A 22032-nucleotide genomic window follows, 5' to 3' on the forward strand; every position below is an offset into this window, starting at 1 on the left:
CTGCGCAGAGGGTAACAGCGCCGGACCTCCCTAGCATAGCGTTCCGCGCGGGGGTTTCAATATTCCCGTTCCGTCTGTCGCGCCAGCATGCGTTTGAGTTCGGGCAGGCAGGAGCCGCAGACGCCGCCGCAGCCCAGTTGCCCCTTGAGTCCGGCCAGGTCAGCGCCGGCGGCGATGGCCGCCCGGATGCGCTCGGCGTCCACTTGCAGGCAGTTGCAGACGATGCGCGCGGCGGCGGGAGCGGCGGCGATGTCGGGGAGCAGCGCGCTGAGCCGGCTGCCGGGCCAGGGCTTGCCGCTTTGCATCGCGGCCAGCAGCCGCGCGCCGTCGTCCTGTCCGCCGGCGAAGACGAAGGCCCAGGGCGCGTCGTCGCGCCAGGCGATGCGTTGTTCCAGCCCGCGCCGCGCGTCGCTGAAGCTTTGCAGCTGCGGGCCGCCGTCCAGCTCCAGCAGCCAGGCCAGTTCGCTCAGCCAGTCCGGCCGCGGCTGGGCGTGGGCGGCGCTCAGCACCAGGATGTCAGGCGGCCGCAAGCTGAGCGCGGCGTAGCCGCAGCCGGCCAGCAAGGGCTGCAGCCGGGCGCGCAGCGCCGGCAGGTCAGGGTGGCGGCTGGCGGCGCGCACCCGCCACGGCAGTTCGGCGCGCTCCACCCGCACCGCGGCGTGCTTGAGTTCGGGCTGGAAGGATTGCGGGTCCACCGCCGGCGAACAGGCCTGGTTGACGCCGCCGCTGTCGAGGTGCTGGCCGCTCCAGTGCATGGCGGCGAACACGCAGCCGCCGGGCAAGTCCTCGCTCAGCGCCAGCGGCAGCACCAGGCCGCCGCGCCGGCTTTCCACCTTGACCAGTTCGCCGGCCTGGAGGCCGCGGCGGGCGGCGTCGGCCGGGTGCATGTCCAGCGTCGGTTCCGGCGCGTGGGAAAACAGCCGCGCCACCCGGCCGCTGCGGCTCATGCCGTGCCATTGGTCGCGCAGCCGGCCGGTGAGCAGGCGGAAGGGATAGTGGGCGTTGACCGCGTCCGCCGGCGGGCGGTAGGGCGTGGCGTGGAATTGCGCGCGGCCGCTGGCGGTGGGGAAGCGGCCGTCTTGGTAACGCCGCGCCTGGCCGCCAGCGGCGCCGGCCGGGAACGGCCATTGCTGCGGGCCGTCCCGCTCCAGCAGTGCGTGGCTGAGGCCGCTGAGGTCCAGGTCGCGGCCGGCGGTCAGCGCCGCGTGCTCGGCGAACACCGCCGCCGGCTCGCAGTCGCGGAACAGGCTGGGCGCGTCCGGATACAGCAGTCGTTCCAGCCGGCGGCCCACTTCGGCGGCGATCCAGCCGTCGGCGCGGGCCTCGCCCGGCGGCGGCGCGGCGGCGCGCACCCGGCTGACGCGGCGTTCGGAGTTGGTGACCGTGCCTTCTTTTTCACCCCAGCTGGCGGCCGGCAGCAGCGCGTCGGCGCAGGCGGCGGTGTCGGTGTCGGCGTAGGCGTCCTGAACGATGACGAATTCGGCCTGGGCCAGCGCCTGGCGCGCCTGTTCCAGGTCCGGCAGCGAGTGGGCGGGATTGGTGCAGACTATCCACACCGCCTTGACCCGGCCGGCCTTGAGCGCGTCGAACAGCGCGATGGCCGGCAGGCCGGGGCGGTCGGAGAGCCGTTCCGGCGGCAGGCCCCAGTGGGCGGCCACTTCGGCGCGGTGTTGCGGATTGGCGATGTCGCGGTGGGCGGCCAGCATGGTGGCCATGCCGCCCACTTCGCGGCCGCCCATGGCGTTGGGCTGGCCGGTCAGCGAGAAGGGGCCGGCGCCGGGGCGGCCGATCTGGCCGGCGGCCAGGTGCAGATTGATCAGCGCCAGGTTCTTGGCGGTGCCGTGGCTGGACTGGTTCAGGCCCATGCAGTACAGCGACAGGCTGGCCGGGCTGCGGCCGAACCATTCGGCGGCGGCGGTCAGATCGGCCTCGGCGATGCCGCACAGGCCGGCGGCCTGGCGCGGCGAATAGTCGCGCAGCAGGCGCTTGAGCGCGTCGAAGCCCTCGGTGTGGGCGGCGATGTAGCCCTCGTCGATCAAGCCTTCCCAAATCAGGTGGTGCAGCATGCCGTTGAACAGCGCCACGTCGCTGCCGGGCTGGATCTGCAGATGCAGGTCCGCCAGCGCGGCGGTGTCGGTGCGGCGCGGGTCGACCACGATCCACTTGCTGTCCGGCCGCGCCGCCTTGGCCGCCTCCAGCCGGCGGAACAGCACCGGGTGGGCGTAGGCCATATTGCTGCCGGCCAGCAGCACGCAGTCGGCCAGCTCCAGGTCTTGATAACAGGTGGGCGGGCCGTCGGCGCCCAGCGCCAGCTTGTAGCCGCTGACCGCGCTGGACATGCACAGCCGGGAATTGGTGTCGATGTTGTTGCTGCCGATCAGGCCCTTGGTCAGCTTGTTGAACAGATAATAGTCCTCGGTCAGCAGCTGGCCGGAGGCGTAGACCGCCACCGCGTCCGGACCGTGGCGGCGGATGACGCCGGCCAGCCGTTCGGCCACGGTGTCCAGCGCGCAGTCCCAGTCCACGCGCCGGCGCGCGGCGTCGCGGCTCAGCCGCAGCTCGGGGTGCAGCGCGCGGCCGGACAGGCTGGCGCAGCTGTCCGCCAGCGCCAGGCCCTTGCTGCACAGCCGGCCGTGGTTGGCCGGGTGGGCCGGGTCGCCTTCCACGCCGGTGATGCGCGCGCCGTCGCTGTGGATCAGCACGCCGCAGCCGACGCCGCAGTAACAGCAGGTGGAGGGAGTGGTGCTCATGGCTTTGTCCCCGGGTTCACAGTTGCAGATAGACGTCGCCGTCGCGCAGGCTGACCGGGAAGCGCCGCGCGCAGCCGCGGTCCGGCGCCTGCGCTTCGCCGTCTTCCAGATTGAGGGTCCAGCCGTGCAGCGGACAGGTGACCGCCGCGCCGTGCACCAGGCCCTGGCTCAAGGGGCCGCCCTGGTGCGGGCAGCGGTCCAGCAGCGCGAACACCTGTTGCGGCTGCGGCCGGAACAGGGCGATGTCGCCGCCGTCGCGCGCCAGCACGCGGCTGCCCAGCAGCGGGATGTCGTCCAGCGCGCACACGCGCAGCCAGCGGGAGGAGGGGTGGGGGATGGCGTCCATGGCGGCCTCAGGCGATGATTTTCAGGGGAATGTATTCCTGGCGCTGCGCGCCGGCGATGCGGGCGGCCCAGGGGTCGGGCAGGCCTTCCAGCGCGAACAGCAGCCGCTGGTACAAGGCCTGGCGGTTGGCGGCGTCGTCCACCACCCGCGCCTTGACGTAGTCCAGGCCGACGCGGGCGATGTAGCGGACGGTGCGGTCCAGGTAATAGCCCTCCTCGCGGTAGAGCTGCAGGAAGGCGCCGCTGTATTCCTTCACCTCCTCGGCGGTCTTCACCTTGCACAGGAATTGCGCCACCTCGGTCTTGATGCCGCCGTTGCCGCCCACGTACAGCTCCCAGCCGGAATCCACCGCGATCACGCCCACGTCCTTGATGCCGGCTTCGGCGCAATTGCGCGGGCAGCCGGACACCGCCAGCTTGACCTTGTGCGGCGCCCACATATTGGCCAGCATGGTTTCCAGGTCTATGCCCATCTGGGTGCTGTTCTGGGTGCCGAAGCGGCAGAACTCGCTGCCGACGCAGGTTTTCACGGTGCGGATGGATTTGCCGTAGGCGTGGCCGGACTGCATGCCCAGGTCTTTCCAGACCTCGACCAGGTCTTCCTTGCGTATGCCCAGCAGGTCGATGCGCTGGCCGCCGGTGACCTTGAGCATCGGCACCTGGTATTTGTCGGCCACGTCGGCGATGCGGCGCAGCTCGGCGGCGTTGGTGACGCCGCCCTTCATCTGCGGGATCACCGAGAAGGTGCCGTCCTTCTGGATATTGGCGTGCACCCGCTCGTTGACGAAGCGGCTTTGCGGATCGTCCACCGCCTCGCGCGGCCAGGTGGACAGCAGGTAGTAGTTGATCGCAGGGCGGCAGCTGGCGCAGCCGTTGGGCGTGCGCCATTCCAGGAAGTGGTAGACCGCGGCGTGGTCCAGCAGGCGGTGGTCGCGGATGGCCTTGCGCACCTCGGCGTGGCTGTGATCGGTGCAGCCGCAGACCGCCTTGGTCTTGGGCGCTTCCTGGAAGCTCGCGCCCACGGTGTTCATCAGGATCTGTTCCACCAGGCCGCTGCAAGAGCCGCAGGAGCCGCCGGCCTTGGTGCAGCGCTTGACCTCGTCCAGGGTGAACAGACCGTTTTCCTTGATCGCCTTGACGATGGCGCCCTTGCTGACGCCGTTGCAGCCGCAGACCTCGTCGCTGTCCCGCATGCCGGCGGCGCGGCTCTGGCCTTGCACGCCGACGTCGCCGATGGCGGTTTCGCCGAAGATCAGCCGCTCGCGCAGATCGCCTATCGCCCGCTGCTCGCGCAGCAGCTTGAAGTACCAGGCGCCGTCGGCGGTGTCGCCGTAAAGGCAGACGCCAACCAGCTTGTCCTCGCGCAGCACCAGCTTTTTGTACAGGCCGCCGGCCGGGTCGGACAGCACGATCTCGTCGCAGCCGTCGCCGCCGATGAAGTCGCCGGCGGAGAACAGGTCGACGCCGGTGACCTTGAGCTTGGTGGCCATCACCGAACCCTGGTAGCGGCTGCTGCCCAGCTGCGCCAGATGGTTGGCGCAGACCTTGGCCTGTTCGAACAAGGGCGCCACCAGGCCGTAGCAGACGCCGCGGTGGCTGACGCATTCGCCCACCGCGTAGATGCGCGGGTCGAAGGTCTGCAGCGCGTCGCTGACCACCACGCCGCGCTCGCAGTGCAGGCCGGCGGCGGCGGCCAGCGCGATATTGGGGCGTATGCCCACCGCCATCACCACCAGCTTGGCTTCCAGGGTTTCGCCGTCGGAGAGCGTCGCCGCCGCCACCGCGCCGCGGCCGTCGTCCAGCAGCGCCGCGGTCTGGCGGCCCAGCAGGATGCGCAGGCCGCGCGCTTCCAGCGAGGCCTGCAGCAAGCGGGCGGCGACGGGGTCCAGCTGCCGTTCCAGCAGCCAGTCCGCCAGGTGGACCACGGTCACCTCCATGCCGCGCTGCTTCAGGCCGTAGGCGGCTTCCAGGCCGAGCAGGCCGCCGCCTATCACCACCGCGCGGCCGCCGCCGGCGCTGGCCGCCAGCATGGTCTCGGTGTCGCGGATGTCGCGGTAGCCGATGACGCCGGCGAGATCGCGGCCCGGCAGCGGCAGCATCACCGGCAGCGAGCCGGTGGCCAGCAGCAGCCGGTCGTAATGGGCGACGCCGTCGTCGTCGGCGCGCACCAGCCGGCGCGCTCGGTCCAGCTCCACCACTGTCTTGCCGGTGTGCAGGGCGATGCCGCGCTCGGAGTACCAGCTGCGCGGATTGAGCACGATGTCGTCGAAGGTCTGTTCGCCGGCCAGCACCGGCGACAGCTGGATGCGGTTGTAGTTGGGGTGCGGCTCGGCGCCGAACACGGTGATGTCGTACAGGTCCGGCGCCAGCGTCAGCAGCTCTTCCACGGTGCGGATGCCGGCCATACCGTTGCCCACCACTACCAGTTTGGGTTTCGTCATGATGGATGTCCTCGCGTCTCAGAGCCGGGCGCTGGCGAGAGACCAGCCGGCGCGCCAGCGCTGGCGCAGCCCGGCCAGGCCGGCCCAGCCCGCCAAGGCCAGCGCGGCGTACAGCCACAGGCCGATGGCGTAGCCGCCGCTGGCCTGCTTGATCACGCCCAGGCCGGCCGCCAGCAGGAAGCCGCCGACGCCGCCGGCCATGCCGATCAGGCCGGTGACCGCGCCGATCTCACCGCCGAAGCGCTGGGGCACCAGCTGGAACACCGCGCCGTTGCCGGCGCCCAGGCAGAGCATGGCCAGCACGAACAGCAGCAGCGCGCCGCCGGCGCCGCCCGGCTCCAGGCCGGCGGCGAACAGCAAGGCCGCCACCGCCAGGTAGACGGCCAGCAGCGAGCGGGTGCCGCCGACGCGGTCCGCCAGCACGCCGCCCAGCGGCCGCATCATCGAGCCGGCGAACACGCAGGCGGCGGTGTAGAGCCCGGCGGTCTTGGCGTCGAAGCCGAACTGGTCGTGGAAATAGCCGGGCAGCGCGCTGGCGAAGCCGGCGAAACCGCCGAAGGTGATGGCGTAGAACAGCATCAGCCACCAGGCGTCGCGTTGGGCCAGCACCGCCAGGTAATCGGCCCAACGCTTGGGCGGCGGCGCGCCGGGCGCGTCCTTGGCCAGCCGCGCGAACAGCAGCAGCACCAGCAGCAGCGGCAGGCAGGCGAGGCCGAACACGTTCTGCCAGCCGAACTGCAAGGCCAGCATCGGCGCGAACAGCGCCGCCAGCACGGTGCCGGAGTTGCCGGCGCCGGCGATGCCCAGCGCCGTGCCCTGATGCGCCGGCGGATACCAGCGCGAGGCCAGCGGCAACGCCACGGCGAAGGAGGCGCCGGCCACGCCGAGGAACAGGCCCAGCAGCAGCGCGCCGCCCAGGCTGGACAGGCCGACGCGCCAGGCGGCCAGCAGGGCGGCGACGACGACGATCTGGGCGATCAGCCCGGTGCGCTTGGCGCCGATGCGGTCCGCCAGCATGCCGACCGCCAGCCGCAACAGCGCGCCGGCCAGAATGGGGGTGGCCACCATCAAGGCGCGTTCGCGGGTGTCCAGGCCCAGCGCGGCGGCGATGGGCACCTGCAGCGGGCCCAGCAGATACCAGACCATGAAGCTGAGGTCGAAATAGAGGAAGGCGGACAGCAAGGTGGGCTTGTGCCCGCTGTGCCAGAATGAACGGTCCATGCGAAACTCCTGTGCCGCGAGCGGCCGGGGGCCGGCCAAAATAAAAACGGCGTTCGCTCCTCGGTGATAGCAGGAGCGGACGCCGTTGTCCGTTGCCGTCCCGGCCGCCTTTGGCCGGACAAGCATTTGGGGCGGGCGGGGCACGTCTTTGTGCCAGGCCCGGCTTGACTTATGCAAACGCCGTGCCAGCCGCGGCGCGGCGAAATTTCAATGTTTACATGGTCTTGCGGCGGAGGGGCGCACCGCGCTGGTGCGGAAGCAGCCGGCCGCGCACTGTGTTTGTGCGTTGCAGCATGCTGGGCCTGGAGTCCGCTCAAAATCTTGCGAGCAAGAGCGAGACCTTGAACAGGCCCTGAGAAAATCGTGAACCGTTGTTCAGCCGGGCAGGTCCAGCGCGGCTTGGTAGCGCGGCTGCCCGTCCCATTCCACGCCGTCGCAGAGCCGGCCGCGGCGCTGAGGCTGGGCCGGAACCGGCAGGCCCAGCGCGTCCGCCGCTTGCCGGTAGAGCCGGCTCTGGCTGACCGCGGCGGCCACGGCTTGCGCGTCCTCGTCGCCGCTCAGCCAGCCCCAGCGCCGGAACTGGTCGACGAACCAGACGCCGTCGGACGGATAGGGATAGTTGACCCGGCCCTGGTCGAAGAAGCGCAGCGCCGCCGCGCCGGCGGCGACCGAGGGCAGGGTGGCGGCGATCAGCGTCTCCGGCAGGGCTATATGCTCCGGCCGCGCCAGCCAGCGCGCCGCCTGGCGGCGGTGTTCGCTGTGTTCCAGCCAGCGGCAGGCTTCCAGCAGCGTCATGATCAGCGCGCCGGCGGCGGCCGGTTCTTGTTGCGCGAAGTCGCGGCGGCAGAGCAGGGCTTTCTCCGGGTGGCCGGGCCAGATCTCGCCGCTGGCGACGACGACGCGGCCGGCCTGGCGCGCCGCCGCCTGCTGGTGCCAGGGCTCGCCGGCGCAGAAGCCGTCCAGCTGGCCGGCCTCCAGCGCTGCGCCCATCTGCGGCGGCGGGATCACCACCAGGCGCGCGTCGCGCCGCGGGTCCAGGCCTTGCGCCGCCAGCCAGTAATTGAGCCACAAGGCATGCGTGCCGGCGGGGAAGGTGTGCGCCAAGGTCAGCGGCGCGCAGTCCTGGCGGGCGCGGCGGCGCAAGGCCTGTTCCGGCGCGGCGGTCAGGGCGTCGGCCAGCGGGTGGCTGAGGGTGATGGCCTGGCCGTTCTGGTTCAGCGTCATCAGCAGCGCCATGTCGGCTTGCGGGCCGGCCAGGCCCAGCTGCATGCCGTAGGCCAGGCCGTACAGCGCCGCGGCGGCGTGCAGGCGGCCGTCCAGCAGCTTGTCGCGCACCGCGCTCCACGATGGCTGGCGCAGCAGTTCCAGCTCCAGGCCGTGGCGGCGGTCCAGCCCCAGCTGGCGCGCGACGATCAGCGGCGCGCTGTCGGTCAGCGGCAGATAGCCCAGGCGCAGGCGGTGCGGTACGGTCATGGGGGCGGTCCTCGTGGTTCAGCCTAGCAGTTCGGCGGCCTGGATCAGTTGTCGGGCCAGTTCGGCGACGCGCAGGCCCTCGCGCATCGCCTGGCGGCGCAGCGCCTGGTAGGCGTCGTTCTCGCTGAGCCGGCGCCTGTCCATCAGAATGCCCTTGGCGCGCTCGATCAGCTTGCGCTCGGCCAGCTGTTGTTCCGCCGCCGCCAGCCGCCGCCGCAAGCGGGCGTCCTCGGCGAAGCGCGCGCGGGCCAGGTCGATGATGGGCGCCAGCCGCGCGGCGTCGGCCTGGTCCACCACATAGGCCGCCACGCCGGCGTGGACCGCGGCCTCTATCGTGGGCAGGTCGCCCTGGTCGGCGAACATCACCACCGGGTGCGGCGCGATTTCGCCCAGCAGCGCCAGTTGCTCAAGGGTGTCGCGCGACGGCGATTCGGTGTCCACGATCACCACGTCCGGCCGCAGCCCTTCCACCGCCTGCAGCAAGGCCGCGGCGCCGTCCACCTCGGCGACGACGGCGTAGCCGGCGCGCGCCAGCGCCTGGCGCAGCGAGGCGATGGTTTTGGCGTGGTCGTTGACCAGCAGCAGGCGCAGCGGCGGAGGGGCGGACATTGCGGCACCGGGGGAAAGGGACGGCTTGGATCAAGCAAGCGCCGTGCCCAAGGGAATTCTTGACGCGATTTTTAGCGGGGACGCGGCCGGATTGACGCGGCGTTTAGCCGCGATGGCTTATCGTGGAAACGAGATAGGCCAATGGACGGGGAGGTGAAGCACGGGTGAACGACAGTCGTTGGCGAGGCCGGCCCCGCGCGAGCGGAGCCGGCCGATTTCATTTCAGCTTGACGTTCCAGTTGTCCTCGACGCAGCGCTGGTAGTTGCCGGCTTGCAGCGCGCTGTACGGCGTCTGGTAGTTCACCAACTGGCATTTGTAGTCATTGCCCCATTTCCAGTCCTTTTCCCAATAGATGTTGTAGGCGGCGGAGCTGGCGGCGCTGAAGCGCTGCATATTGGCGCAGGACAGTTGTTCGTTGCCGTAGTCCCAGCCCAGATCGTTGGCGAACTGGCGGTAGTAGTCGATGCGGTTCTGCGCGGCCTGGCGCTCGGTGCCGCCGCCGCACTCTGCGTTGATGATCTGGATGGTGGTGGCGAAGTTGTTGCCGGCGCCGGCCGCCTTGTCCGCGGCGTTGGGCACCCAGCTGCCGTCCAGCACGTGCAGCATCGACGGCTTGGGCGGCTGCGGGAAGACGAAGAAGAAGGTGGCCGAGGTCAGGTTGAGCCAGGTGGAGGCCACCAGGTCCGGGTTCTTCAGCAGCACCGATTGGTCGCCGTCGAACATGGCCTGGGAGAAGGGGCCGTAATTGTAGTTGTAGGACAGCTGTTTGGCGCCGCGGCCGAAGTATTTCTTCCAGCTGCCGTCGGCGTTCTTGCCGCAAGTCCACACCTTGTTGAACACCGGATCGGCGCATTCGGTGTTGTAGCCGCAGCCGGGTCCGGTTTCGGCGCAGCCCATCTCGCGCAGATATTTCAGGCCCTGCCGCCATTCCGGAACCGTGTCGCTGCGATTGTGGTCGCCGGTTTCCTGGGCGAAGTGGGCGAACATGGCGGCCAGGCTGTGGCGGCAGATGGCGTCGCCGTCGCGGCCGTCGCGGTAGTCGTCGCAGATGGCGGGGAATTTGGCGATGGCCTGCAGGAAGCGCTGGTAGCTGTAACTGGCGTCGCGGCGCGAGAAATAGTATTCCCACTTGGCCGCCGGCAGCAGCCGTTCCACCCGGCGCACGTTCAGCGGGTTGGCGGCGCGGCCGGGCGCCACTTGCTCAACCTGGACGTTGGGCAGGGTGCGGATCGAGGCCTTGACGCTGCGGAAGAAGGGGGTGTCGGTCAGCGCGGCTTCGTATTGCAGCGCCTGTTGCAGCGTGGGCGGCTGAGGCTCGGCCAGGGCGGCCTGGCAGGCCAGGCCCAGGATCAGGGCGGTCAGGGGTTTGCGCATGTTGGCTCCTGTTGTCGGGCTGCCGGCGGGCGGACGCCGCGTGGAATCGGGGCAGCCGTTTATGTGGTTTTCTGCCGCGCGGATGGCGCGGCATAGATACCACTATGGAACCAATTTTTGATATGTCAAATGACTTTTTGAGGATGAATCAGATTGACGCGGCGATGCCCGCCATTGACGACGGCGCGCGCGGCTAAGCCGGGCTCGGGCAAACAAGGCGGAAGCGGCCGCGGCTGGCGCCGGGGTGAGATCCCGGGCGGGTGCGGCGTTTGAGCGTCAATCGGATCGGGGCGGCCGTCTCAGGGGCGAGAGGCGTTGATCCAGGCGTCGTGCGGGTAGCTGGCGGAATCCAGGCCCAGTTCGGACGAAAAAGTGACGTGGCAATGACGTCCTACTGCGTTGACCGCAATCACGGTAAATGTGATTGCGGCGCTATCGTGTTGTTCGGCGATGTAATCGCCGGGTTTGAGTTCATTGACTCGCAAATGTTGCTCCTGGGCATGACCGCGAAAGCGGGCCATGCCGGCAGATCAACGGCGTCGGTTGTGATGGGGGCGAGGCGTGCCGCCGCCGGCCGGCGCCGTCGGATGACGGAAATTGATGCGGCCCTTGGTCAGATCGTAGGGCGACATCTCTACAGTGACGCGGTCGCCTACCAGAACGCGAATACGGTGCATCTTCATCTTGCCCGAGCCATAGGCAAGGATTTCGACGTTGTTGTCCAGGCGCACGCGGAAGCGGGACTCGGGCAACATTTCAATGACAACACCTTCCAGTTCGATCATGTCTTCTTTGGACATTACGATTCCTTTCTAATACGGTAGGCCAACAGCCACAGCGGCAGTCACGTGGACTGCCGCGAGCGGGTGCTATTGGCGCGTCTATTCGGTAACCAAGCTAGGGAGGGGCTGGCTTCACAGGCAGCCCTCAGGCAAGGCGGAGCGTCCAGCAGGCAGCTGCCGGAACGATCAGAAAATCTGAGGCGAACGGTATTATATATCTAACGCACTGATTTGTCAGAAAAATACAAGCATTTCTGCGCCAATGGCCGAATCAGGCGCGGCGCAAAGGCGGTTTTCACAAAAAAATCAGGGAGATGGATTTGTCCGCCGCCGTCGCAGCGGCGTTGAAAATCTCATCGGCAAGCGGGTTTCTCCGCCCGGAAGGCTCAGGGGCGGGACGGGGCCGCGCCGCCGTTTTTGACCAGTGCGGCGAATTCGTTTTCCGGCAGCGGCCGGGCGTAGAGAAAGCCCTGGCCGTGCTCGCAGCCGGCGTCCAGCAGGAAGCGGCGCTGAGCCTCGTTTTCCACGCCTTCGGCCACCAGGCCCAGGTGCAGGGTCTTGGCCAGCGAGATGATGGCCAGGCTGATGCTGGCCTCGTGCTCGTGGTCCGGCAGGCCGCGCACCAGCGACTGGTCGATTTTCAGCGTTTGCACCGGCAGCTGGCGCAGATAGCTGAGCGAGGAGTAGCCGGTGCCGAAATCGTCTATGGACAGGCTTACGCCCAGCTGGCGCAGTTCGCGCAGCACTTTCAGGTGCGCGTCCGGATTGCTCATCACGAAGCGCTCGGTGATTTCCAGCTCGATCTGCCGCGGCGGAATCCGGCAATCGCGCAGCGCCTGCTTCAGCGTTTGCAGGATGGGGGCGCGCTGGATTTGCGCGCCGGCGATATTGAGGCTGAGCACGCCCGGCGACAGGCCGGCGTCCTGCCAGCGGCGCAGAATGCCGCAGGCGTGACGGATCAGCCAGCTGCCGATGGGGATGATCAGGCCGGTTTCCTCGGCCAGCGGAATGAAGGCGTCCGGCCCGACCAGGCCCCGGACCGGGTGCTGCCAGCGCAGCAAGGCCTCGGCGCCGACGAGGGCGCCGCTTTGCAGATGGTATTTGGGCTGGAACACCAGGAACAGCTCGCGCCGCTCCAGCGCCAGGCGCAGTTCGCGCTCCTGTTCCACCCGCAGGCGCGCGCGCTGGGTCAGCTCCTCGGTGTAGAAGCGGAAGGCGCCCTTGCCGTCGTTCTTGGCCTGGTACATGGCGGCGTCGGCGTTGCGCATCAGCGTTTCCGCGTCCTGGCCGTCGCGCGGGTAGATGCTGATGCCCACGCTGCAGCCCACTTCCACCTCTTGCTCTTCCAGCCGGAACGGCCGGGCGCAGGCCTTGACGATCTTGTTGGCGATGTCGATGACCGGATTGTCGGCCTTCTGGTTCTCCAGCAGGATCAGGAATTCGTCGCCGCCGATGCGGGCCACGGTGTCGTTGGCGCGCAGGCAGTCCTTGAGCCGGGCGGCCACTTCCACCAGCAGGCGGTCGCCGGCGCCGTGGCCGCGGGTGTCGTTGATCTGCTTGAAGTTGTCCAGGTCGATGAACAGCACCGCCACGCGGCGGCGCTCGCGCTTGGCGGTCTGGATCGCGTGCTCCAGCCGCGACAGGAACAGCAGGCGGTTGGGCAGGGTGGTCAGCGAGTCGTAGTGCGCCAGCTGCGCCATCTCGGCGGCGGATTTCTTGATCTGGGCGATGTCGGAGAACACGCCGACGTAGTTGCGCACCGCGCCGTAGGCGTCGCGCACCGCGGTGACGGTGAGCCAGGCCGGCGCCACGCTGCCGTCCTTGTGGCGGTTCCAGATCTCGCCTTGCCAGCGGCCGTGTTCCGCCACCGCCTGCCACAGCCGGCGGTAGAAGCCGGCGTCGTGGCGTCCGGAGTGCAATAGGCGCGGGCTCTGGCCCAGGAGGTCGGCTCGGGCGTAGCCGGTGAGCGCGCTGAAGGCGGGGTTGACGTCGAGGATGCGCAGGTCGGCGTCGGCGATCATCACGCCTTCCTGCGTGTGTTCGTAAACGGCGGCGGCTTGCTGCAGGGTCTGTTCGCGGTGCTTGAATTCGCTGATGTCCTGCAGGGTGCCGCTCAGGCGGAGGACGCGGCCGCGGCCGTCCTGTTCCAGCGCGATGTGATGGCGGACGTAGCGGTCGCCGCCGTCCGGCAGCAGGATGCGGTGGTCAAGCTGGGCGGTTTCGCGCCGGCGCAGCACCTGGCGCAGGCAGCGGCGCAGCGGAGGCCAGTCGGCGGGCGGCAGCAGCGCGGGCAATTGCGCCAGCGGCGGGGGCTGCCGGGCGGGGTCCAGCCGCCACAGCTGGTACAGCTCTTCCGACCAGTGCGGCGCGGCGTCGCCGCGCCGCCATTCCCAATGGCCGATGCGAGCCTGGGCCAGCGCCTCGCTCTGGCGACGCTGGGCGTCGCTGTGGTGCTGGCTGCGGTCCAGGAAGTTGGACAGCATGTCCGCCACCGATTGCAGCATGTGCTGTTCTATCCACAGCCAGCTGTGCGGCGCCGGCGCGCTGACCGCCAGCACGCCGCGCCAGCATTGGCGAGGCCGCAGCGTGGCCAGCAAGGCGCTCTGGCCGTGGTCGCCCAGCAGCTGGCGCAGGACGTCGGCCGCTTCCGGCGCGTCGGCGCTGTCGTTCAGCTGCAAAGTGCGTTGCTGGCCCAGCTGTTGTTCCAGCCAGCAGAGCTTGGGGCGGGGGATGGCCGGCGGCTCGGCCGGCGGTCCGGCGGCCCGGACTTCGCGCCGCCATTCGCGGGCGATGCGCACTTGCTTGCCGTCGGCGTCCAGCAGGGCCAGCAGGCAGCGGTCGGCGCCGAGGAAGCGGCCCACGCGCTCCAGCAGGCCGCTCATGCGCGCCCACAGCGGTTCGGCCGGTTGGCTGGCCAGTTCGGCGGACAGGCCGGCCAGTTGCGCCAGAATGTCCAGATGGCGGGTCAGCAGCTGTTCGGAGGTGAGCCGGTCGGTGGCGTCGTGAAAGGTCAGCAGCAGGCAGTCCTGGCCTTCGGCCCGCAGCGGCCGCGCGCGGATGTCGGCGTGGCCGGCGTCGCCGTCAGGCCGGCGCAGCGGGGTGGCGGCGATCTGGCTGGGCTTGTCCTTGGGCAGGGTCAGCAGCGGGCGCAGCGCTTCGGCCAGACCGCTGCCGGGCGCCAGCGCCGAGAGCGCGACGGGATAGGCGGGCGCGTCGGCGCGGCCCAGCAATTCCAGCAGCGCGGCGTTGGCGTACAGCACTTGCTGGCCGACGGGCTCCAGCAGCAGCACGCCGTCTTCCAGTTGTTCCAGCATGGCCTGAGCCGGCGGCGGCTGCGGCTTGGCGGGGGAGGCCAGCGCCGGCTGCAGCAACTGCCGTCCCAGGCTGTGGGTCATGTCGGTCAGCATTTGCCGGGCCTGACGTCCGGCGGCGCTGTCCTGGGGAAGCGCGGGCTGGGCGGCCAGCGCGGACAAGATCTGCGCTTCGCCGATGGCGTGGCGCAGCGCGTAATCGCGCAATTGCTCCAGCTGGCGCAACAAGCTGTCCAGCGACGCGCCGGCGGAGAAGGCGGCGTCGTAGCGGTTCAGCAGGTCGCGCAGACGGCGCTGGTGTTTGCCGGCGGCGGACCCGCTGTCGGTGGCGGCTGGTTTCTTGATCGTCGGCATGAAGTCTCTTTCTGCGCTCGCGCCCGCTGCGGGCGCGGTCAGGTCTTGCTTCATTGTTAGGCATGGATTTCAAAAAGGCCAGCCACTTAATAGCAATATGAGCGGTTCATAAAAACCCTCGCGCGCCTTGAAAATGTCTTCGCGCGCGGCTCGGCGCGGGCTCGCCCGCCGCCCGTCGCGCGGAGGCGCCGCCGGGGGGCGTCAGGAGCGCCGGAGCTGGCCGGCCAGAACGCCGACGCGCGCCAGCGCCGCCAGATAGCGCTCGTCCAGCGGATAGCAGCAGGACAGCCGCAGCGCGTTGGGATAGCGGCCGCTGGGGGAGTACAGCGGGCCGGGCATGATGCTGATCATCTCCGCGATGGCGGCGTGGAACAGCGCCACCGCGTCGATGTCCTCGGGCAGCTCCACCCAGATCAGAAACCCGCCGGAAGGCGCGGTGGCGTGGGTGCCGGCCGGGAAATGGCGCGCGATCATGCCGCGCACCTTTTCCACGTGGGCGGCGTAGCGCCGCTTCAAGGCGCGCAGATGATGGTCGTAGCCGCCGGACTCCAGGAAGGCGCCCAGGGTTTCCGAGAGCACCGCTGGCTCCGCCACCGAGGAGGCGAACTTGAGCTGGCGCAGCGCGTGGCCGAAACGGCCGCCCTCCATCCAGCCGATGCGGAAATCCGGCGCCAGCGTCTTGGTGTAGCTGGAGCAGACGATGACCCAGCCTTCGTCGTCGAAGGCCTTGACCGCCGGCGCCAGGGTGTCGCCGAACTGCAGCTCGGCGTACAGCGCGTCCTCGATCAGCGGCACCTGGTGGCGGGTGATCAGCCGCGCCAGCCGCTTCTTGGCCTCCAGCGGCATGGTCGCGCCCAGCGGGTTGTGGACGTTGGGCATCGCCACCAGCGCGTTGATGCGTTTTTCCACCAACAAGAGCTCCACCGCGTCGACGGACAGGCCGGTTTGCGGATCGGTGGGGATCTCCACCGTTTTCAGGCCCAGGCTGGCGATCAGCGGCAGCAGGTTGAAATAGGTGGGCGATTCCAGGCCCACGGTGTCGCCGGGCCGGGTCACCGCGCGCAGCGCCAATTGCAGCGCCTCCATGCAGCCGTGGGTGAGCACGATGTCCTGAGCCTGCAAGGTCATGCCCAGTTCCAGGCCGCGGCGCGCGATCTGGGTGCGCAGCCGCAAGGAGCCCGGCGGCAGCGCGTAGCGGCTGACCATGCCGGGCTGGCGGCGCAGGATCTGACCCATCAGCCGGCCCAGCTTGCCGCCGGGGTAGAAGTCGCCGCCGTGAGGACAGGCCAGCGCCAGGTCGATGTAATCCTCGTTCTGCTGCGCCTCCAGCACGGTGTCTATCAGGCCCAGCACCTGCGGGCGCGTCGGCGCGGCCGGGCTGCTGAGGGTGGCCGCCGGCCGCGCCGGCGACGGCAGCCGCGCCCGCACGTAGTAGCCGGATTGCGGCCGGGCCTCGATCAGGCCGCGGTCCTCCAGCACCCGGTAGGCGGCCACCACGGTGTTCAGGCTGAGCTGGCGGCTTTGCGAGGTGCGCCGCACCGACGGCAGTTTGGCGCCGGGGGGCAGGGTGCCGCGTTTGATGGCCAGCGACAGATCGTCGGCCAGTTGCTGATACAGCGTGGGGGCTTGGGGGGCGACAATGGGTTCCATGGGGACAGCTTGCCGCGCTTGGGCGGCGGTAGACAGACACAGTACCCATGATAGGCGATGGTGACAGTTTGCGGAAACGCCGCGCTGTCACCACCGCGAAAGGTGACAGCTGCGGCTGTCGGCGTCGGGCTGCGCTGCGTAGCATGGATTGGGAAAGCGGGGCCGCGTCGGCCCCATGCATCGCCATGCCGCGCCGCCGGACGGCGCGGAGCAAGTTAAAGAGAAGCCCGCCATGCCCGAATTCGCCTTGTTGTCTTATGTGGCGGTGATGTCCATCACCCCCGGTCCCAATAATCTGATGCTGACCGCGTCCGGCGTCAATTTCGGCTTTCGCCGCACCATTCCGCACATGCTGGGCATCAGCCTGGGCTGCGCTTTCCAGGTGTTCCTGGTGGGCAGCCTGCTGTCGCTGCTGCTGGACGGCATCCAGGCCGCGCGGCTGCCGCTGGCCCTGCTGGGCTGCGCCTATCTATTGTGGCTGTCCTGGAAGATAGCCCGCGCCGGCCAGCCGGAGGCGGGCGCGGCGGCGCGGCCGCTGGGTTTCGTCGGCGCGGCGCTGTTTCAATGGCTGAATCCCAAGGCCTGGGTGATGGTGATCAACGCCGCCATCCTGTTCATGCCGGCGGCGGAGGAGCAGCGCTGGCTGGGCGCGGTCATGCTGGCGGCGGTGTTCGCCGTGGTCAACCTGCCGTGCATCGGGGTCTGGGCCTGGGCCGGCGAGCGCTTGCGCGCCTGGCTCGCCAGCCCGCGCGCGCTGCTGGGCTTCAATCTGAGCATGGGAGTGCTGATGGCCGCCACCGCCTTGTGGCTGCTGTACGACGAGTTCCAGCCGCACGGCCCGGCGAAGGCGGCCGAGCTTGCCGCCGCGTCGGCGCCGCCGCCGGCCGCGGTGGGCACGATGTCCGTTTTTGACAGCGGCTTGTCCGTAATCAGCGTTAAATAAAGGCGCGCGAGTCCGTAGCATTCGGGCTGTGTTCAACAGCGTCCGGCCCGGACGCGAGGGAGAAAGCGCCATGAAGAAAACCGCCTTGCTGGTGATTGACGCGCAGGAGTCGTTCCGTCACCGCCCGTATTGGAAGGAAGACGAGATCCCGGCTTTTCGGGACAAGCTGCGGCAATTGATCGCCGGCGCCGAAGCGCTGGGCGCGCCGGTGATCAACATCCTGCACGAAGACGGCGACGAGGCCTTCAGCGCCGCCTCCGGCCTGGTGCGGCCGCTGGAATGGCTGCGCCACCGGCCGGCCGCCACCTTCGTCAAGCACGTGCACAACGCGCTGACCGATTCCGGCCTGCAGCCCTGGCTGATCCGCCACGGCGTCCAGCGCTTGATCGTGTCCGGCATCCGCACCGAGCAATGCTGCGAAACCACCACCCGGGTGGCGTCCGACCTGGGTTACGAGGTGGACTTCGTCACCGAGGCCACCTTGACCTTCGCGATGACTCATCCGCATAGCGGCCAGGTGTTCAGCCCGGAGGAAATCCGGGCCAAGACCGAGCTGGTGCTGGCCGGCCGCTTCGCCGACATCGTCAGCGTGGAGCAGGCGCTGGCCAAGCTGGCGCGCTGAGCGAGCGGGCATTTGACCGTCGCCATCGCGACTGTCTGATGGTACTGTGAAGCGCTATCTAAAATGAATGCGGCGGGCCGGGCCCGCCGCTCAGCCATGGGAGAATCGCATGCGGCCCACCCTTCCCCCCGACGGCATGCCGGCCTATCGTCTGCTGAGCGGCCCGGACGACGCCGGCTTCTGCCGCCGCGTCAGCGAGGCGCTGGCCTTGGGCTACCGGCTGCACGGCTCGCCGGCGGCAACCTTCGACGGCGAGCGCGTCATCGTCGCCCAGGCGGTGCTGTGGCCGGGGGCGTCGGCGCAAGGAGGCGGCGATGCCGTGGAGTGATTTGCTGCAGGCGCTGGCCATCGTGCTGGTGTGGGGCGTCAACTTCGTGGTGATCAAATGGGGCGTGTCCGATGTGCCGCCTCTGCTGCTGGGCGGCCTGCGTTTCTGTCTGGCCGCGGTGCCGGCCTTGTTCTTCATCCGCCGGCCGGCGCTGCCCTGGCGCTATCTGCTGGCCTACGGCCTCAGCGTGGGCGTCGGCCAGTTCGCCTGTCTGTTCACCGCCATCAAGCTGGGCATGCCCGCCGGCCTCGCCTCGGTGGTGCTGCAATCGCAGGCTTTCTTCACCTTGATCCTGGCCGGGCTGTGGCTGCGCGAGCGCTGGCAGGCCAGCCAGATGGCCGGGCTGCTGCTGGCCCTGGGAGGCCTGGTTTTGATCGGCCTGAGCAAGGGCGGCAGCATGACGGCGGTGGGCCTGGGCCTGACCATCGCCGCCGCCTTCAGCTGGGCGCTGTCCAATGTGGTGGTGAGGCAGATGGGCCGCGCCGGCTACAGCGTGCAGCCGCTGGGCCTAGTGGTGTGGTCCAGCCTGGTGCCGCCGATTCCGTTCTTCCTGCTGTCCTGGTGGCTGGAAGGCGGCGAGCGCATCGCCGCCGCCCTGGCGCATTTCACGCCGCAGGCGCTGTTCGCGGTGGCCTATCTGGCCTTTGTCGCCACCTTGTTCGGCTACGGTTTGTGGAGCCGGCTGCTGTCGCGTCACCCGGCCGGCAAGGTGGCGCCGTTTTCGCTGCTGGTGCCGGTGGTGGGCGTGCTGGCGTCCGGCCTGTTGCTGGACGAGCGTTTGAGCGCGCTGCAGGCCGTCGGCAGCCTGCTGCTGCTGGCTGGACTGGCGGTGAACGTGTTCGGCGCGCGCTGGCTGGCGCGCCTGCGCGAAGGAGCGGCGACGCGTGGCGCTTGATGTCTTTTTCGTGCTGCCGCCCAATTTGCTGCTGGTGGATCTGGCCGGCCCGGCCGACGCCTTCCGCATCGCCGCGCAACTGGGCGCGCCGTTCCGGCCGCATTACGTCGCACCGGCGGCTGGCGTGCCCACCTCGCTGGGCCTGAGCCTGGAAGGCGCGGCGCCCTTGCCGGAGACGCTGCCGGACGAGGCGCTGGTGGTGATCAGCGGCGCCGCGCATTCGATCGAGGCCTATGCGCGGCCGGAGGCGCGCGAGATCGTGCGCTGGCTGCGCCGCCGGGTGGACCCCGGCCGCCAGCGCGTGGCCAGCATTTGTTCCGGCAGCCTGCTGGCGGCGGAGGCCGGCTTGCTGGACGGCCGCCAGTGCACCACTCATCACACCTTGCTGGAGCGCCTGCAGCAACTGGCGCCGCAGGCCAGGGTGCAGCAGAACCGCGTCTTCGTGCAGGACGGGTCGATCAGCAGCAGCGCCGGCATCACCGCCGGCGTGGACCTGGCCTTGCAGTTGATCGCAGAGCTGGCCGGGCCGGCGCTGGCGCGCGAGGTGGCGCGCCACATGGTGGTGTATTTCCGCCGTTCCGCCGGCGATCCGGAGCTGTCGCCGTGGCTGACCCATCGCAACCATCTGCACCCGGCGGTGCACAAGGCGCAGGACCTGATCGCCGCCGATCCCGCGCGCGGCTGGCGGGTGGAGGAACTGGCCGGCCAGGTGCACGTCAGCGCCCGGCATTTGTCGCGGCTGTTCCGCGAGCACGCCGGCGTGTCGGTGCACGACTATCACACCGGGCTGCGCCTGGCGCTGGCCAGCCAGTGGCGCGGCGCCGGGCTGTCCAAGGAAAAGGCCGCGCTGGCGGCCGGGTTTTCCTCGGCGCGGCAGCTGAACCGGGCCGGGGACGGCGGACGCTGAGGCGGGCGGGATTTTGTTTTTATTCAAGTTTTGCATGGGAATGCCGATGTTGCGGTTGACGTTCGCTTAGATCGCTTCATAATTCGAGCAACATCCAACGGTATTTGCCATGAAAACGATTCCCAGTGTTGCCTGCTTCCTGTCCGTCTTGCTGGGCTTGTCCGCCTGCGCCACCGCCGAGCGTCCGCCGCAGGCGGCAGAAGCGCCGCGCGCCGCGGCGGGCATGACGCCGAGCGGCGTCGGTTTCGTCGGCCCGGGCATCGAGACCGAGGCGCCCAAGGTGGTGGTCAAGGAAGTGAATCCCTATCAGCCCATCGTGGTGCGGGTGGTGGGCAGCGGCGCTGCGCCGTACACCTCCAGCCTGACGCCGTCGCAGCGCAAGCTGCTGGCGCTGCGCGCCGCCCGGCTGGACGCTTTCCGCGCCATCGCCGAGCAGGTGCAGGGCATGAAGCTGGTGGGCAACAGCTCGGTGTCCAATATGATCGCCAACAGCGACAGCTTCCGCACTTACGTGGACGCTTATCTGCGCGGGGTCAACATCGTTTCCAACAGCATGAAGCCGGACGGCACCAGCGAGGCCATCGCCGAGATCACGCTGGATCAGGACTTCTACAAACAATTCCGCCAGGCGCTGGACAAGACCGGCGGCAGCGTGATGAAGGCTTCGCAGGAGAACGCGACTTCCGGCCTGCAGTGCGCGGAAGGCAATTGCGGCGCGGCGCGCTACAACAGCAACTACTACATGGCTCAATGATGCGGTTTCGCTTTCCCTCTCTGCTGGCCGCCGCGTTTGCGGCGGCTTTTGTTTGTCCGGCCGGCGCCGAGATCATGCGCGCCGAAGGCGTGGCCTCGCTGGACAACGGCGTGGCCGCCGCGCGCGAGCAAGCGCTGCAGGACGCGCTCAAGATGGTGGCGCTGCGCCAGGGCGCGCGGGTGGAGGCTTCGCAGGGGCTGGATTACGGCAAGAGCAGCGAGTCCGGCTCGCTGACGCCGCTGGCGCCGGTTCAGGGCGCGGTCAAGGTGGCGAAGGAGTTCCAGCAAGGCAAGCTCTACCACGTGCTGGTGGAGGTGGACACCGGCAAGCCGTCCGCCGCCGCGCGCGGCAAGGAGCCGGCCTGCGCGATGCCGCCGGGCCGCAGCCTGCGCCGCAAGATCGTCACCACTTATTTCCAGGTGGACCGCCCGGCGGAGGCGTCCGACATGCCGGAGCTGGCCACCGGCCTGCCCACCGAACTGTCGCGGCGCTTGGGCGCCAACCGCATGTACAGCCTGCTGGACGCCAACACCGTGTCGGTGCTGGCCGATTCGCGCGTGGCCGAGCCGGCCGCCGGCGCGGAGATCGTTCGCCGCATCGGCCAGTCCGAGGATGCTCAGTTCGTGGTGGCCGGCCGGGTGCTCGCCACCGGCGCCACCGCCAAGGGGCTGCGCAAATCGCTGTACGAGTCCAACAACACCAGTCAGCAGGGCACCTTCTACAACGGGCCGTTCGCCGGCCTGCTCGGCGGCGGGGTCAAGTACGTGCCCACCGAGCGCCAGTTCGACGCCGAAGTCTGGGTCTACGACGCGCTGACCGGCGCGCTGCTGGCTCGCGAGCGGGTGTCGGAGCTGGCCAGGGGCGAGGTGACGCCCAATCCGCCGCGGCCGTTCGCCTCGGCGGCCTTCTGGCAGAGCGATTACGGCCAGGCGGTGAATCGGGCGCTGGATCAGGCGGTGAGCCGGATCGGCGAGGTGATTTCCTGCATTCCGTTCTCCGCCCGCATCGTCAAGCTGGTCGACGCGCGCCAGGTGTACATCAACGCCGGCTCGCTGGACGGCGTCGCCGTCGGCGACAAATTCCTGGTCTACCAGCGCAAGAGCGCGCAGCCGGTGCGCGATCTGATTTCCGGCCGCGAACTGGGCGTGCCGGAGACCTTGGCCGGCGACGTCATCATCAGCCAGGTGCAGCCCAATTTCGCCGTCGGCGCGGTGCAATCGCAGGGCAAGGTGGGCGAAGGGGATTACGTGCGCTTCATGCCGCGGCGCTGAG

The 22032-nt window shown here is 69.4% G+C and carries 17 protein-coding genes and 1 pseudogene; 7 read left to right on the forward strand and 11 right to left on the reverse strand.

Annotated elements, in window-relative coordinates; genetic code table 11:
- Positions 1–56: 56 nt before the first annotated feature.
- From VK98_RS14270 to VK98_RS14315, 11 genes and pseudogenes are all read right to left on the reverse strand, one after another.
- Positions 57–2750: a nitrate reductase gene (locus VK98_RS14270; protein WP_048414678.1), complete on the reverse strand. Its 2694-nt coding sequence runs from the start codon at positions 2748–2750 to the stop codon at positions 57–59.
- A gap of 16 nt (positions 2751–2766) precedes the next feature.
- Complete coding sequence (gene nirD, locus VK98_RS14275) at positions 2767–3096, reverse strand: nitrite reductase small subunit NirD (protein ID WP_082159031.1); 330 nt, start codon at positions 3094–3096, stop codon at positions 2767–2769.
- A gap of 7 nt (positions 3097–3103) precedes the next feature.
- Positions 3104–5536: a nitrite reductase large subunit NirB gene (nirB, locus tag VK98_RS14280; RefSeq protein ID WP_048414679.1), complete on the reverse strand. Its 2433-nt coding sequence runs from the start codon at positions 5534–5536 to the stop codon at positions 3104–3106.
- Positions 5537–5554: 18 nt separating this feature from the next.
- Entirely contained in the window at positions 5555–6757 is a 1203-nt protein-coding gene (locus tag VK98_RS14285) for a NarK/NasA family nitrate transporter (protein ID WP_048414680.1), read from the reverse strand.
- A gap of 375 nt (positions 6758–7132) precedes the next feature.
- Entirely contained in the window at positions 7133–8230 is a 1098-nt protein-coding gene (locus VK98_RS14290; protein ID WP_048414681.1) for a CmpA/NrtA family ABC transporter substrate-binding protein, read from the reverse strand.
- Between the two features lie 18 nt (positions 8231–8248).
- Positions 8249–8839, reverse strand: a complete 591-nt coding sequence (locus tag VK98_RS14295) for an ANTAR domain-containing response regulator (RefSeq protein WP_082159033.1) — start codon at positions 8837–8839, stop codon at positions 8249–8251.
- 217 nt (positions 8840–9056) lie between these two features.
- The gene (locus VK98_RS14300; RefSeq protein ID WP_082159035.1) at positions 9057–10214 is read right to left on the reverse strand and encodes a chitinase; all 1158 of its coding nucleotides are present in this window, start codon (positions 10212–10214) and stop codon (positions 9057–9059) included.
- Between the two features lie 299 nt (positions 10215–10513).
- On the reverse strand, positions 10514–10699 hold the full coding sequence (locus tag VK98_RS23765) for a hypothetical protein (RefSeq protein WP_156187881.1): 186 nt from the start codon (positions 10697–10699) through the stop codon (positions 10514–10516).
- 102 nt (positions 10700–10801) lie between these two features.
- Positions 10802–11014 (reverse strand): annotated as a pseudogene (gene infA, locus VK98_RS14305) (translation initiation factor IF-1); the annotation flags it as partial.
- Between the two features lie 368 nt (positions 11015–11382).
- Positions 11383–14661, reverse strand: coding sequence for an EAL domain-containing protein (locus VK98_RS22860; protein ID WP_197083054.1), 3279 nt, complete (start codon positions 14659–14661; stop codon positions 11383–11385).
- Positions 14662–14862: 201 nt separating this feature from the next.
- Positions 14863–16311 carry a PLP-dependent aminotransferase family protein gene (locus VK98_RS14315; RefSeq protein ID WP_048414682.1) on the reverse strand — a complete coding sequence of 483 codons (1449 nt, stop codon included), beginning with the start codon at positions 16309–16311 and terminating at the stop codon, positions 14863–14865.
- A 232-nt stretch (positions 16312–16543) separates the two neighbouring features.
- Between VK98_RS14315 and VK98_RS14320 the strand changes: the two genes are divergently transcribed.
- The 7 genes from VK98_RS14320 to VK98_RS14350 all read left to right on the forward strand — a co-directional run bounded on the left by VK98_RS14320 (position 16544) and on the right by VK98_RS14350 (position 22031).
- A complete protein-coding gene (locus VK98_RS14320) occupies positions 16544–17254 on the forward strand; it encodes a LysE family translocator (protein ID WP_082159038.1) in 711 nt (236 codons plus the stop codon).
- A 70-nt stretch (positions 17255–17324) separates the two neighbouring features.
- On the forward strand, positions 17325–17876 hold the full coding sequence (locus VK98_RS14325) for an isochorismatase family protein (protein ID WP_048414683.1): 552 nt from the start codon (positions 17325–17327) through the stop codon (positions 17874–17876).
- A 109-nt stretch (positions 17877–17985) separates the two neighbouring features.
- Positions 17986–18204 (forward strand): DUF1737 domain-containing protein, encoded by a 219-nt coding sequence (locus tag VK98_RS14330; RefSeq protein ID WP_048414684.1) that lies wholly within the window; start codon positions 17986–17988, stop codon positions 18202–18204.
- Positions 18191–19099: an EamA family transporter gene (locus VK98_RS14335; protein WP_048414685.1), complete on the forward strand. Its 909-nt coding sequence runs from the start codon at positions 18191–18193 to the stop codon at positions 19097–19099. The genes VK98_RS14330 and VK98_RS14335 overlap by 14 nt, the downstream gene beginning before the upstream one ends.
- The gene (locus VK98_RS14340; RefSeq protein ID WP_048414686.1) at positions 19089–20006 is read left to right on the forward strand and encodes a GlxA family transcriptional regulator; all 918 of its coding nucleotides are present in this window, start codon (positions 19089–19091) and stop codon (positions 20004–20006) included. The genes VK98_RS14335 and VK98_RS14340 overlap by 11 nt, the downstream gene beginning before the upstream one ends.
- Before the next feature lie 109 nt (positions 20007–20115).
- Positions 20116–20760 (forward strand): LPP20 family lipoprotein, encoded by a 645-nt coding sequence (locus tag VK98_RS14345; protein WP_048414687.1) that lies wholly within the window; start codon positions 20116–20118, stop codon positions 20758–20760.
- Positions 20761–20834: 74 nt separating this feature from the next.
- Positions 20835–22031, forward strand: a complete 1197-nt coding sequence (locus VK98_RS14350) for a flagella assembly protein FlgT middle domain-containing protein (RefSeq protein WP_231589285.1) — start codon at positions 20835–20837, stop codon at positions 22029–22031.
- Position 22032 lies beyond the last annotated feature (1 nt).

Origin of the sequence: Chromobacterium sp. LK11 (genome assembly GCF_001043705.1) — a bacterium.
Classification (GTDB): Bacteria; Pseudomonadota; Gammaproteobacteria; order Burkholderiales; family Chromobacteriaceae; genus Chromobacterium; species Chromobacterium alkanivorans.